Origin of the sequence: Nocardioides sp. NPDC006273 (assembly GCF_040613495.1) — a bacterium.
Taxonomy (GTDB): Bacteria; Actinomycetota; Actinomycetes; order Propionibacteriales; family Nocardioidaceae; genus Nocardioides.
Genome location: NZ_JBEXSD010000038.1, coordinates 8,461 through 21,505 on the forward strand (window position 1 = coordinate 8,461; position 13,045 = coordinate 21,505).

The 13,045-nt window shown below is 68.2% G+C and carries 12 protein-coding genes; all 12 read left to right on the forward strand.

What is annotated here, in order from left to right; translation table 11 throughout:
• Positions 1-70 precede the first annotated feature (70 nt).
• The 12 genes from ABZZ22_RS16880 to ABZZ22_RS16935 are packed head-to-tail and all read left to right on the forward strand — an operon-like array spanning position 71 to position 13,041.
• On the forward strand, positions 71-625 hold the full coding sequence (locus tag ABZZ22_RS16880; RefSeq protein ID WP_354933352.1) for an NADH-quinone oxidoreductase subunit B family protein: 555 nt from the start codon (positions 71-73) through the stop codon (positions 623-625).
• Positions 622-1,260: an NADH-quinone oxidoreductase subunit C gene (locus tag ABZZ22_RS16885; protein ID WP_354933354.1), complete on the forward strand. Its 639-nt coding sequence runs from the start codon at positions 622-624 to the stop codon at positions 1,258-1,260. Before ABZZ22_RS16880 ends, ABZZ22_RS16885 begins: the two co-directional genes overlap by 4 nt.
• On the forward strand, positions 1,257-2,573 hold the full coding sequence (locus ABZZ22_RS16890) for an NADH-quinone oxidoreductase subunit D (protein WP_354933356.1): 1,317 nt from the start codon (positions 1,257-1,259) through the stop codon (positions 2,571-2,573). The genes ABZZ22_RS16885 and ABZZ22_RS16890 overlap by 4 nt, the downstream gene beginning before the upstream one ends.
• The gene (gene nuoE / locus ABZZ22_RS16895; protein ID WP_354933358.1) at positions 2,570-3,316 is read left to right on the forward strand and encodes an NADH-quinone oxidoreductase subunit NuoE; all 747 of its coding nucleotides are present in this window, start codon (positions 2,570-2,572) and stop codon (positions 3,314-3,316) included. The genes ABZZ22_RS16890 and nuoE overlap by 4 nt, the downstream gene beginning before the upstream one ends.
• Positions 3,309-4,664, forward strand: coding sequence for an NADH-quinone oxidoreductase subunit NuoF (gene nuoF / locus ABZZ22_RS16900; protein WP_354933360.1), 1,356 nt, complete (start codon positions 3,309-3,311; stop codon positions 4,662-4,664). The genes nuoE and nuoF overlap by 8 nt, the downstream gene beginning before the upstream one ends.
• Positions 4,657-6,879, forward strand: coding sequence for an NADH-quinone oxidoreductase subunit G (locus tag ABZZ22_RS16905; protein ID WP_354933362.1), 2,223 nt, complete (start codon positions 4,657-4,659; stop codon positions 6,877-6,879). Before nuoF ends, ABZZ22_RS16905 begins: the two co-directional genes overlap by 8 nt.
• On the forward strand, positions 6,876-8,186 hold the full coding sequence (gene nuoH / locus ABZZ22_RS16910; RefSeq protein ID WP_354933364.1) for an NADH-quinone oxidoreductase subunit NuoH: 1,311 nt from the start codon (positions 6,876-6,878) through the stop codon (positions 8,184-8,186). The genes ABZZ22_RS16905 and nuoH overlap by 4 nt, the downstream gene beginning before the upstream one ends.
• Positions 8,183-8,722 carry an NADH-quinone oxidoreductase subunit NuoI gene (nuoI, locus tag ABZZ22_RS16915; protein ID WP_354933366.1) on the forward strand — a complete coding sequence of 180 codons (540 nt, stop codon included), beginning with the start codon at positions 8,183-8,185 and terminating at the stop codon, positions 8,720-8,722. The genes nuoH and nuoI overlap by 4 nt, the downstream gene beginning before the upstream one ends.
• Positions 8,719-9,441, forward strand: a complete 723-nt coding sequence (locus tag ABZZ22_RS16920; RefSeq protein WP_354933368.1) for an NADH-quinone oxidoreductase subunit J — start codon at positions 8,719-8,721, stop codon at positions 9,439-9,441. The genes nuoI and ABZZ22_RS16920 overlap by 4 nt, the downstream gene beginning before the upstream one ends.
• Complete coding sequence (nuoK, locus tag ABZZ22_RS16925; RefSeq protein ID WP_354933370.1) at positions 9,438-9,743, forward strand: NADH-quinone oxidoreductase subunit NuoK; 306 nt, start codon at positions 9,438-9,440, stop codon at positions 9,741-9,743. The genes ABZZ22_RS16920 and nuoK overlap by 4 nt, the downstream gene beginning before the upstream one ends.
• Positions 9,737-11,617 carry an NADH-quinone oxidoreductase subunit L gene (nuoL, locus tag ABZZ22_RS16930; RefSeq protein ID WP_354933372.1) on the forward strand — a complete coding sequence of 627 codons (1,881 nt, stop codon included), beginning with the start codon at positions 9,737-9,739 and terminating at the stop codon, positions 11,615-11,617. The genes nuoK and nuoL overlap by 7 nt, the downstream gene beginning before the upstream one ends.
• The gene (locus tag ABZZ22_RS16935; protein WP_354933374.1) at positions 11,617-13,041 is read left to right on the forward strand and encodes an NADH-quinone oxidoreductase subunit M; all 1,425 of its coding nucleotides are present in this window, start codon (positions 11,617-11,619) and stop codon (positions 13,039-13,041) included. The genes nuoL and ABZZ22_RS16935 overlap by 1 nt, the downstream gene beginning before the upstream one ends.
• The last annotated feature ends 4 nt before the right edge of the window (positions 13,042-13,045 follow it).

Sequence of the window (13,045 nt, forward strand, 5' to 3'; positions counted from 1 at the left end):
GAAGCGAGCGAACAATTCAGGGCAGCTATCCCCGGGCCCCGCGGCTGCCCGCAGCGAAGCGAGGACAGGCGTGGGTATAGAAGAAAAGCTTCCGAGCGGGGTGCTGCTCACCACCGTCGAGGGAATGGCCGGCTACTTCCGCAAGGCGAGCCTGTGGCCGGCGACGTTCGGCCTGGCCTGCTGCGCCATCGAGATGATGACGAGCGGCGGGCCGAAGTACGACCTGGCCCGATACGGCATGGAGGTCTTCCGCGCCTCGCCGCGGCAGGCCGACCTGATGATCGTGGCCGGCCGGGTGAGCCAGAAGATGGCGCCGGTCCTGCGCCAGATCTACGACCAGATGCCCGAGCCGAAGTGGGTGCTCGCGATGGGCGTCTGCGCGAGCAGCGGCGGGATGTTCAACAACTACGCGATCGTCCAGGGCGTCGACCACATCGTGCCCGTCGACATGTATCTCCCCGGCTGCCCGCCGCGGCCCGAGATGCTGATCGACGCGATCCTCAAGCTCCACGACAAGATCCAGGGCGGCACGCTGGGCGTCAACGCCGAGCGCGAGGAGGTCGCCAACGAGACCGCCGCGCTGCGCCAGCTGCCGCTGATCGACCAGACGGGACTGCTTCGGTGAGCGACGAGAACATCGGCCAGAACAGCGGCATGTTCGGCGTGGAGGACACCGGCGACACCAGCGGCTACGGCGGTCTCACCCGCCAGCACGCGATGCCGAGCCGCACCAGCGATGTCGGGGTCCAGCCCTACGGTGGCTGGTTCAAGGAGCTCGCCGACGCCCTCGCCTTCACCGAGGCGGAGGCGGTCATCCACCGTGGAGAGCTGACCTTCCACGTACGCCGCGAGCGGCTGCTCGAGGCCCTGCAGGTGCTCCGCGACGAGCTGCGCTTCGAGCTCTGCTCCGGGGTCTCCGGGGTGCACTACCCCGCTGACCAGGACAAAGAGCTGCACGCGGTCTACCACCTGCTCTCGATGACCTACAACCGCCGGGTGCGAATCGAGACCTCCGCTCCCGATGCCGACCCGCATGTGCCGAGCGCGGTGGCCATCTACCCGACGCTCGACTGGCACGAGCGGGAGACCTACGACATGTTCGGGATCGTCTTCGACGGCCACCCGGGTCTGACCAGGATCCTGATGCCCGACGACTGGCCCGGCCACCCGCAGCGCAAGGACTACCCGCTCGGTGGGATCCCCGTTGAATACAAGGGCGCGACCATCCCGCCGCCGGACACTCGCAGGAGCTACTCATGACCGCGACAGACGCTGACGACGCGCGCACGTTCACCGTCACCGGCCAGGACTGGGACGACCTGACCGACGCCCTCAAGGACGTCAAGGACGAGCGGATCATCGTCAACATGGGCCCGCAGCACCCCTCGACCCACGGGGTGCTCCGGCTGATCCTCGAGCTCGAGGGCGAGACCGTCACCGAGGCGCGTGCCGGGATCGGCTACCTCCACACGGGCATCGAGAAGAACCTGGAGTTCCGCCCCTGGACCCAGGGCACGACCTTCGTCACCCGGATGGACTATCTCTCGCCGATCTTCAACGAGACGGCGTACGTCCTCGGGGTGGAGAAGCTGCTCGGCATCGGCGCCGAGGTGCCGGAGAAGGCCGACGTCATCCGGGTCCTGCTGATGGAGCTCAACCGGATCTCCTCCCACCTGGTGGCGATCGCGACCGGCGGCATGGAGCTCGGCGCTCTGACCGTGATGACGATCGGCTTCCGCGAGCGTGAGCTGTGCCTGGACCTGTTCGAGTTCATCACCGGGCTGCGGATGAACCACGCCTACATCCGTCCCGGCGGCATCGCCCAGGACTTGCCGGAGGACACGGACGCCCGGGTGACCGAGTTCATCGAGTTGATGAAGAAGCGGCTGACCGAGTACGCCGCGCTCTGCAACGCCAACCCGATCTTCAAGGGTCGCCTGGAGCAGGTCGGCTACCTCGACCTGGAGGGCTGCCTCGCGCTCGGCCTCACCGGACCGGTCCTGCGCTCGACCGGCTACCCGTGGGACCTGCGCAAGACCCAGCCCTACTGCGGCTATGAGGACTACGACTTCGAGGTCATCACCTGGGACACCTGCGACTCCTACGGTCGGTTCCGGATCCGGCTGGCCGAGATGTGGGAGTCGCTGCGGATCATGGAGCAGGCTCTCAAGCGGCTGAAGGACCTCGACGGCGCGCCCGTCATGGTGGCCGACAAGAAGATCGCCTGGCCCTCGCAGCTCTCGGTCGGCGCCGACGGCCAGGGCAACTCCCTCGACCACATCCGCCACATCATGGGCGAGTCGATGGAGGCACTGATCCACCACTTCAAGCTGGTGACCGAGGGCTTCCGGGTGCCGGCAGGCCAGGCGTACGTCGCGATCGAGTCGCCACGCGGCGAGCTCGCCGCCCACGTGGTCAGCGACGGCGGCACCAAGCCTTACCGGGTCCACTTCCGGGACCCGTCGTTCACCAATCTCCAGGCCACGAGCGTCATGTCCGAGGGCGGCATGGTCGCGGACGTCATCGTGGCGATCGCGTCCATCGACCCGGTGATGGGAGGCGTCGACCGATGACGCTTGCTGCAGAGACCTTCGACGAGCTGCGCGAGATCGCGGCCCGCTACCCCCAGGCGCGTTCCGGACTGCTGCCGATGCTCCACCTGGTGCAGTCGGTCGAGGGCCGGGTCACTCCCGAGGGCATCCAGGCCTGCGCCGATGTCCTGGGTCTGACCCCGGCCGAGGTGAGCGGGGTGGCGACCTTCTACACGATGTACAAGCGCCATCCCGTCGGCACCCACCACGTCGGCGTCTGCACCAACACGCTGTGCGCGGTCATGGGCGGCGACGAGATCTTCGCCTGCCTGCGTTCGATGCTCGAGGTGGGCAACGACGAGACCACCGCCGACGGCGCGATCACGCTCGAGCACATCGAGTGCAACGCGGCTTGCGACTACGCGCCGGTGGTGATGGTCAACTGGGAGTTCTTCGACAACCAGACCCCGGAGTCGGCCTCACAGCTGGTCGACGACCTGCGTGAGGGCCGCGAGGTCGTGGCTTCGCGCGGAGCCAGGATCACGAGTTGGCGCGAGGCCGAGCGGGTCCTGGCCGGCTTCGAGGACGGGCTCGTCGACGAGGGGCCCGCTGCTGGGCCGGAGTCGCTGGTCGGCCTCGAGCTCGCCCGTGAGCGCGGCTGGGCCGCCCCCGGTGACGCGCACGGCTCCGCCGACGTGACCGAGGAGATGCCGGAGGCCGTCGAGGAGGCCGACACCCGTCGCGCCGAGTCGGAGACGATCGCCGAGGAGGCGTCCGATGACTGACACTCTCACCCCCGTGCTGACCAGCAACTGGGGCGACGAGCGGGCCTGGACGCTGCCCGCCTACGCCCAGCAGGGCGGTTACGACGCGCTCGACGTCGCCCTCGGGTTGGCTCCCGAGGACGTGCAGACGATGGTCAAGGACTCCGGACTCCGCGGCCGCGGTGGCGCCGGCTTCCCGACCGGGGTGAAGTGGGGCTTCCTGCCGCCGTCCGACCCCGAGAACCCCAAGCCGCGCTACCTGGTGGTCAACGCGGACGAGTCCGAGCCGGGCACGTGCAAGGACATCCCGCTGATGATGGCGAGCCCGCACACCCTGGTGGAGGGCGTGATCATCTCCTCCTACGCCATCCGGGCGGAGCGAGCCTTCATCTACGTACGCGGCGAGGTGCTGCACGTGATCCGGCGGCTGCAGGCCGCGGTCCGTGAGGCCTACGCCGCCGGCCACCTCGGCAAGAACATCCACGGCTCCGGCTACGACCTCGAGCTGGTCGTGCACGCCGGTGCCGGGGCCTACATCTGTGGCGAGGAGACCGCGCTGCTCGACTCGCTCGAGGGGCGCCGCGGGCAGCCCAGGCTCCGCCCCCCGTTCCCGGCCGTCGCCGGTCTCTATGCGAGCCCGACCGTGATCAACAACGCCGAGTCGATCGCCTCGGTGCCCGCGATCGTGAAGAACGGCGCCGACTGGTTCGCCGGCATGGGCACCGAGAAGTCCGCCGGCGTCGGCATCTTCTCGCTCTCGGGCCACGTCAAGCGACCGGGCCAGTACGAGGCTCCGCTCGGCATCACGCTGCGAAAGCTGATCGAGCTGGCCGGCGGCGTACGCCCAGGTCACGAGCTGAAGTTCTGGACCCCGGGCGGCTCCTCGACGCCGCTGTTCACGGCCGAGCACCTCGACGTGCCGCTCGATTTCGAAGGGGTCGCCGCGGCCGGCTCGATGCTCGGCACCCGCGCGCTGCAGATCTTCGACGACTCGGTGTGCGTGGTCCGGGCGGTGCTGCGGTGGACCGAGTTCTACAAGCACGAGTCCTGCGGCAAGTGCACCCCGTGCCGCGAGGGCACCTGGTGGCTGGTGCAGGTGCTGGAGCGGCTGGAGAAGGGCGACGGCAAGCCGGAGGACCTCGACCTGCTGCTCGACCAGTGCGACAACATCCTCGGCCGCTCGTTCTGTGCGCTGGGTGATGGCGCGACGAGCCCGATCACGAGCTCGATCCAATACTTCCGGGACGAATACCTGGCCCACCTGGAACAGGGGGGCTGTCCGTTCGACCCCAAGAAGTCGACCGCATGGGCGGAATCGGTGGTCGAGCCTGACGAGACCACCCGTGAGGAGGCATCGCCCAATGACTGACGTCACCGTGAAGATCGACGGCCAGGACGTGACCGTGCCAGAGGGCACGCTGGTGATCCGGGCGGCCGAGCAGGTCGGGATCGAGATCCCGCGGTTCTGCGACCACCCGCTGCTCGCGCCCGTCGGGGCATGCCGGCAGTGTCTCGTCGACATCCCCGACGCCGGCAACGGCCGCGGCTTCCCGAAGCCGCAGGCCTCGTGCACGATCCCGGTCGCCGAGGGCATGGTGGTGGAGACGCAGAACTCCACGGCCGTGAAGGCGCAGCAGGGGATCATGGAGTTTCTCCTGGTCAACCACCCGCTCGACTGCCCGGTGTGCGACAAGGGCGGGGAATGCCCGCTGCAGAACCAGGCCATGTCCCACGGTCAGGGGGAGACCCGGTTCGACGGGACGAAGCGTACGTTCCCCAAGCCCATCAACCTGAGCCCCAACGTCCTGCTCGACCGGGAGCGATGCATCGTCTGCCAGCGCTGCACCCGCTTCGCCGAGGAGATCCCGGGCGACCCGGGGATCGCGCTGATCCAGCGTGGTGCGCAGCAGCAGATCGGCATCGCCGACGACAAGCCGTTCTCGTCCTACTTCTCCGGCAACGTCATCCAGATCTGCCCGGTCGGCGCGCTGACCTCGGACGACTACCGTTTCCGCGCTCGGCCGTTCGACCTGGTCTCCACCCCGAGCGTCGCCGAGCACGACGCCTGCGGTGCCGCGATCCGCATCGACCACCGCCGGGGCAAGGTCATGCGTCGCCTCGCCGGCAACGACCCGGAGGTCAACGAGGAGTGGATCTCCGACAAGGACCGCTTCGGCTTCCGCTACGCGGTCCGAGAGCGGCTCACCTCGCCGATGGTCCGTGAGGACGGCGAGCTCCGGCCGGCGTCCTGGCTGGAGGCCGTCGCGGTCGCCGCCCAGGGTTTGGCCGGCGCCGGCTCGGTCGGGGTGCTGCCGGGTGGCCGCCTGACGCTGGAGGACGCGAAGGCCTACGCCACCTTCGCCCGCGAGACGCTTCGCACCCCGCACATCGACTTCCGCTCGCGTCCGCTGTCGGAGGAGGAGACCGAGTTCCTGCGCTCGCGCGTGGCCGGCACCTCGCTCACCTACGCCGACCTCGACGCGGCCGACCACGTGGTCCTGGCCGGCCTGGAGCCCGAGGACGAGGCCGGCACCCTCTTCCTGAGGCTGCGCAAGGCCAACCAGCAGGGGCTGCGGATCACCGCCCTGAGCCCGTACGCATCGGAGGGCTCCCGCAAGCTCGGAGCCGCGGTCGTCCTGACCGCTCCCGGTGCTGAGGCGGAGGCGTTGTCGCAGGTCAGCGACGTCACCGAGGCTTCGGTGATCCTGGTCGGCGAGCGACTGGCGACCAGCCCCGGCGCCTACGCCGCGGCCGCCGAGCTCGCTGATCGCACCGGTGCCAGGCTCGCCTGGGTGCCGCGTCGCGCCGGCGATCGGGGTGCAGTCGAGGCCGGCCTGCTTCCCGGCGAAGGCGGTCTCGATGCCGAGGCCATCGTCCGCGGTGGTCTCGACGCGCTGCTGATCGCCGGGGTCGACCCTGACGACACCGCCGACCCCGCCGTCTTCCTGGCCGCTCTCGACCAGGCCGGCTTCGTGGTCAGCCTCGAGCAGCGGGTCACCGCGGTGACCGAGCGCGCCGACGTCGTACTCCCTGTCGCTGCCGCCTCGGAGAAGGCCGGCACCTTCGTCACCTGGGAGGGCCGCCGCCGCCCGTTCGAGAAGGTCTTCGACAAGCCGGCCGCCTACTCCGACGCCGAGGTCCTCGGACACATCGCGACCTCGCTGCTTGAGCCCGCGAGCGCAGCGAGCGGTGCCGAAACCAACACGGCTTCATCGAGCGCGACAGGGGACCGTGTTGGTCTCGACACGCCTCCGCCCAGCGGCTCCGGCGGCTCGACCGACGGGGGCGGTCTTCGGCTGGCGACCTGGCGCTTGATGCTCGACAACGGGACGCTGCAGAGCGGCGACAAGGCGTTGGCCGCGACCGCCCGGCCGGCGTTCGTACGCATTCCGGTCGCGCTCCACGAAGAGGTCGGCGACGTCGTGACGATCACCGGTGACCGGGGCAGCTGGACGCTTCCGGCGCTGCCCGCCGAGATGGCCGACAACACGGTCTGGGTCCCGACGAACAGCTTCGGGCGCGGCGTATGGGCTGATCTGGCCTCGCCTGGCTCGACCGTCACCATCGAGGGAGCACAGCAGTGAACGGGCTGGAGCAGTTCGGTCAGGACCCCTGGTGGATCATCGCGATCAAGGTCCTGCTGGTCTTCGTCGTCTGCGTCGTGCTGACGCTGTTCAACATCTGGTGGGAGCGCAAGGTCGTGGCCCGGATGCAGCACCGCATCGGCCCCAACCGGCACGGACCGTTCGGTCTGCTCCAATCTCTCGCCGACGGCGTGAAGCTCGCGCTGAAGGAGGACCTGACTCCGGAGAAGGCCGACAAGATCGTCTTCATCACCGCGCCGATCCTGGCCACGGTGCCGGCCTTCGTGACGTTCTCGGTGATCCCGTTCGGCCCCGAGGTCAACTTCTTCGGCGTACAGACGCCCCTGCAGCTGACCGACATGCCGGTCGCGGTGCTCTTCGTGATGGCGATCGCCAGCATCGGCATCTACGGGATCGTGCTCGGTGGCTGGGCCTCGGGCTCGACGTACTCCCTGCTCGGTGGCCTGCGAAGCAGCGCCCAGATGATCTCCTACGAGGTCTCGATGGGCCTGGCGCTCGTCACCGTCTTCCTGATGGCCGGGAGCCTGTCCACGAGCCAGATCGTCGAGGCGCAGAAGGACTGGTGGTTCGGCGCCCTGCTGCTGCCGTCATTCCTGATCTACTGCATCTCGATGGTCGGCGAGACCAACCGCGCACCGTTCGACCTGCCTGAGGCCGAGGGTGAGCTGGTCGGTGGTTTCCACACCGAGTACTCCAGCCTGAAGTTCGCGCTCTTCTTCCTGGCCGAGTACATCAACATGGCCACCGTCTGCGCGCTCGCCACAACGCTCTTCCTGGGCGGTTGGCGGGCACCGCTCGGCCTCGGCACCATCTGGGCCGGCGCCAACGAGGGCTACTGGCCGGTGCTCTGGTTCTTCCTGAAGATGTTCTTCTTCATCTGGGTCTTCATCTGGCTGCGCGGCACGCTGCCTCGGCTGCGCTACGACCAGTTCATGTCGCTCGGCTGGAAGGTTCTCCTTCCCGCCAGCCTCGCCTGGATCGTCATCGTCGCGGTGATCAAGATGTCCGCGATCCAGGGCGACTTCAGCCCCAACTGGATCCTCTTCGGCTTCGGCCTGGCCATCACCGTGGTGGTCGTGCTCGGCTTCCTGAACCGGCTTCCGGAGAAGGAGCCCCAGGTCGCCGAGGCGCCCGGCGGCTACCCCATCCCCGCGCTGCCGCAGGGTGGGGCCGTGCGCGGCGCCGCCCAGCCGCTGGTGTTCGGACCGAGCGCCGTGGAGCCGACGAGAAGCGGCGTACGCATTCTTCCCTCTCCTGAGGATGCACTGCCTGAGGAGGCAAAGTGAGCAAGGACGACCGCACGTTCAAGGAGCGGTTCTGGGACCCGGTCAGCGGGTTCGCGGTGACCTTCAAGACACAGTTCAAGAAGCCGGTCACCGAGCAGTACCCGCAGCAGAAGGAGCCGACCGAGGAGCGCTTCCACGGTCGACACCAGCTCAACCGCCACGCCGACGGCTTGGAGAAGTGCGTCGGGTGCGAGCTGTGCGCGTGGGCCTGTCCCGCCGACGCCATCTACGTCGAGGGCGCGGAGAACACCGAGGAGGAGCGCTACTCGCCGGGTGAGCGCTACGGCCGCGTCTACCAGATCAACTACCTGCGCTGCATCCTGTGCGGACTCTGCATCGAGGCCTGCCCGACCCGGGCGCTGACGATGACGAACGAGTACGAGCTCGCCGACACCTCGCGCGAGAGCCTGATCTACGAGAAGCAGGATCTGCTCGCCCCGCTCGAGGCAGGGATGGAGGCGCCTCCGCACCCGATGTTCCTGGGCAACGACGACACGTCTTACTACGCGCCGGAGCCCAAGGAGTCTGATCGATGAGCTTCGTGATCCTCGCCTCGATCATGGTGATCGCGGCGCTGGGGCTCCTGTTCGCGCGCAAGCCCGTGCACGCCGCGCTCTCGTTGGCGGTCGTCATGATCGGGCTCGCGATGATCTACGCGATGCTGGAGGCGCCGTTCCTGTTCGCGGTGCAGATCGTGGTCTACACCGGCGCGATCCTGATGCTGTTCCTGTTCGTGATCATGCTGGTCGGGGTCGACACCTCCGACGCTCTGAAGGAGACGATCGCGGGGCAGAAGGTGCTCTCGGTCGTCCTCGGCGTCGGGCTCGGAGCGATCCTGATCACGGGCGTCGGCCAGGCGAGCATCGGCACGATGCGCGGGCTGTCCAGCGCCAACGAGGGCGGCAACGTACAGCGCCTCGCCGACCTTCTCTTCTCCCGCTACGTGATCGCCTTCGAGGCGACCAGCGCGCTGCTGATCACCGCCGCGATCGGCGCGATGGTGCTGGCCCACCGGGAGCGGATCGACCCGAAGCAGACCCAGACCGACCTGGCCCAGGGCCGCGTCGCCGACTACGCGAAGAGTGGCAAGCACCTCGGCCCGCTGCCCCCACCGGGCACCTTCGCGCGGCACAACAGCAACGACACCCCGGCGCTCCTGCCGGACGGGTCGCAGAGCACGAAGTCGGTCCCGGCGATCCTCGGCGGTGGGGTCTCGAACGGCTCGACCGATGCAGACGAAGGAGACGACGCATGACCGACAGCACCACGGCGTACGTCATCTTGTCCGCCATCCTCTTCACGATCGGCACCATCGGGGTGCTGACCAGGCGCAACGCCATCGTCGTCTTCATGTGCGTCGAGCTGATGCTGAACGCGGCGAACCTGGCCCTGGTGGCGTTCAGCCGGCAGCACGGCAACCTCGACGGGCAGGTGACCGCGTTCTTCGTGATGGTCGTCGCTGCCGCTGAGGTGGTCGTCGGGCTGGCGATCATCATGACCATCTTCCGCACCAGAAACACGGCTTCGGTCGACGAGCCAAGGATGCTCAAGTGGTAACTGCTGCACTCGCCAACCCCATCGAGGCAGACGGGGTCTTCTCGCTGATCTGGCTGGTCATCGCGCTGCCCCTGGCCGGTGCGACCCTGATCCTGATCGGGCGCCCGCTGGCGCCGGCGCTCTTCGACCGGGTCGGGCACTGGCTCGCGGTCGGGCTCGCGGGTGCGTCCTTCGTGCTGTCGCTCGTCCTCTTCATCGCCACCCTCGGTCGCGACGAGGAGAGCAGGCAGGTCGTCCAGCACCTCTACACCTGGTTCGACACCGGCGACCTCAGTGTCGGGATGGACCTCCTCTACGACCAGCTCTCCAGCCTGTTCCTGCTGCTCATCACCGGTGTCGGCACGCTGATCCACATCTACTCGGTCGGCTACATGGCCGACGACGAGCGCCGCACCCGGTTCTTCGGCTACCTCAACCTGTTCCTCGCCGCGATGCTGATGCTGGTGCTGGCGGAGAACTACGTCGGCCTCTTCCTCGGTTGGGAGGGCGTCGGTCTGGCGTCCTACCTGCTGATCGGCTTCTGGCAGCACAAGCCGTCGGCGGCTGCTGCCGCCAAGAAGGCGTTCGTGATGAACCGGGTCGGCGACATGGGGCTCTCGCTGGCGATCGCGCTCTGCTTCGTCACCTTCGGGTCGACGTCGTTCTCCGCGATCGACATCAGCGAGACCAGCACCACCACCCTCAACTGGCTCGGCATCCTGCTGCTCGTCGGGGCCTGCGGAAAGTCCGCCCAGGTGCCGCTGCAGGGCTGGCTGCTGGACGCCATGGAGGGCCCGACGCCGGTCTCCGCGCTGATCCACGCCGCCACGATGGTGACCGCAGGCGTCTACCTCATCGTCAGGTCCTCGGTGGTCTTCGACGCCGCCGAGGCCGCCTCGACCGCCGTCGTGGTCGTCGCCCTGGTCACGATCATCTGGGGTGCGGCGATCAGCTGCGTGAAGGACGACATCAAGAAGGTCCTGGCCGGCTCGACGATGAGCCAGATCGGCTACATGATGCTGGCCGCCGGGCTGGGCGGGCCGGGCTACGCGTTCGCGATCTTCCACCTGCTCACCCACGGCTTCTTCAAGGCCAACATGTTCCTCGGGGCCGGGTCCCTGATGCACGGCATGAACGACGACGTGAACCTCAAGCACTACGGCGCCCTGAGCCGGGCCCTTCCGGTGACGTTCGTGACCTTCGCGATGGGCTATCTGGCGATCATCGGGTTCCCAGGGTTCGCCGGCTTCTGGTCCAAGGACAAGATCCTCGAGGTCGCCTTCGCAGAGAGCTGGCTGGTGGGCATCCTCGCCCTCCTCGCCGCCGGTGTGACCGCGTTCTACATGACCCGTCTGATGATGCTCGCCTTCTTCGGACGCAAGCGCTGGCCCGAGGGCGTACACCCGCACGAGTCGCCGCGGATCATGACCGGCCCGCTGGTGGTCCTGGCCGCGCTGTCGGTCCTGGGAGGAGTCTTCGCCCTGGGTGGCTGGATCGAGCACTGGCTCGAGCCGGTCGTCGCCATCGGCCACGGCGGCCACCACGGCCCGCTCCCGGTCTGGGCGACCTCGGTGCTCGCGGTGCTCGTCGTCGCGATCGGGGTCGCGGCCGCCGGGTTCGTCTTCGGGCGCCGCCCGACCACGACCGAGCCGACCCCCTACCTGCACGTCCCGCACGTCGAGGACGTCGTGGTGCCGCCCGGGATGGCGCTCACCCGCGGTGCCGTCGCGACCGACAAGTACGTGGTCGACGGCCTGATGAGCGGTGGCCCGGTCGCTCTCGTGGCGATCGCCGGTGAGCTCCGCAAGGCACAGACCGGTTACGTACGCTCCTACGCCCTCTCCGTCCTCGGCGGCACTGTGCTGGTGGCCCTCGCGATCCTGGTGGTCAACTGATGCTCACAATCCTCATCCTCATCCCGTTCGTAGGTGCGCTGGTCACCGCGGTGATGCCGGCCCGGCCCAAGATGTGGGCCTTCGGCTTCGCGGTCGCGACCCTGATCGCCGGCATCGTGACGATGTTCACGGCCCCCGACACCGACCGCGTCTGGATGGAGCCGCTCGGCGTCCACTGGGCGCTCGAGATGGACGGCTTCGGCAAGCTGATGGTGATGCTGACCGTCGTCCTGGTGCCGCTGGTGATGGTGGCGGCGGTCAAGGACCACGACAAGCGGTGGTACGCCTGGGCGCTGGCCCTGGAGGCCTTCGCGCTGCTCACCTTCCTCGCCGGTGATCTGTTCCTCTTCTACATCGCCTTCGAGGCCACGCTGATCCCGGCGTACTTCATGATCGGCCAGAACGGCGGTCCCGGTCGGGCCAAGGCCGCGGTCAAGTTCCTGATGTTCCAGCTCGGTGGTGGCCTGGTGCTGCTCGGTGCGCTGATCGGCTTCTACGTCGTCTCCTCGCAGGCCGGCCCGCCGTCCTACCTGATCAGCGACCTCGCCCAGCTCGACATCGGCACCACGGCGGAGCGCTGGATCTTCGTGGCGATGTTCATCGCGTTCGCGGTCAAGGCGCCGCTGTTCCCGGTGCACACCTGGCTGGCGGACACGACCGAGCATGCGACCCCGGCGACGTCGGTGCTCCTGGTGTGCATCCTCGACAAGATCGGCACCTTCGCCATGATCCGGCTCTGCCTGGGCCTGGTCCCGGAGGCGTCCGCCTGGGCGACCCCGGTCGTCGTGGTGCTCGCGCTGATCTCGATCGTCTACGGCGCGGTCCTGGCGATCGGGCAGGACGACCTGCTCCGCCTGATCGGTCTCACCTCGCTGAGCCACTTCGGACTGATCACGCTCGGCATCTTCGCGGCCACCCGCGAGGGCCTGGTCGGGTCGATCCTCTACATGGTCAACCACGGTGTCGCGACCGCGGCGATGTTCCTGATCGCCGGCTTCCTGATCACCCGCAAGGGCACCGCGTCGATCTCGTCGATGCGTGGGCTCGAGAAGGCGACACCGGTGCTCGCCGGCACGTTCCTCATTGCCGGTCTGGCCACCGCCGGTCTACCCGGGCTCTCCCAGTTCGTCTCCGAGATCCTGGTCCTGATCAGCGCCTTCGACTACCACTGGCTGGTCGGCGTCATCGCGGTCTCCGCGATCGTGCTCGCCGCGATCTATGTCCTTTGGGCCTACCAGCGGATCTTCACCGGACCGCCTCAGGTCTCCAAGCAACCGGTCGCCGACCTGAACCGCCGGGAGATCGGTGTGATCACACCGCTGCTGGTCGCACTCCTCTTCTTCGGCTTCGTCCCCGGCCCGCTGATCTCAGCGGCACAACCGGTCGTAGCTCCTCTTGTTGATGTCATCCAGGCAGGTGAGTGACGCG

Bases quoted from the DNA above. Each gene is read 5' to 3' on its own strand.
- ABZZ22_RS16890 (WP_354933356.1), top strand. From the start codon at position 1,257: ATGACCGCGACAGACGCTGACGACGCGCGCACGTTCACCGTCACCGGC.
- nuoE (WP_354933358.1), top strand. From the start codon at position 2,570: ATGACGCTTGCTGCAGAGACCTTCGACGAGCTGCGCGAGATCGCGGCC.
- nuoF (WP_354933360.1), top strand. From the start codon at position 3,309: ATGACTGACACTCTCACCCCCGTGCTGACCAGCAACTGGGGCGACGAG.
- ABZZ22_RS16905 (WP_354933362.1), top strand. From the start codon at position 4,657: ATGACTGACGTCACCGTGAAGATCGACGGCCAGGACGTGACCGTGCCA.
- ABZZ22_RS16920 (WP_354933368.1), top strand. From the start codon at position 8,719: ATGAGCTTCGTGATCCTCGCCTCGATCATGGTGATCGCGGCGCTGGGG.
- nuoK (WP_354933370.1), top strand. From the start codon at position 9,438: ATGACCGACAGCACCACGGCGTACGTCATCTTGTCCGCCATCCTCTTC.
- ABZZ22_RS16935 (WP_354933374.1), top strand. From the start codon at position 11,617: ATGCTCACAATCCTCATCCTCATCCCGTTCGTAGGTGCGCTGGTCACC.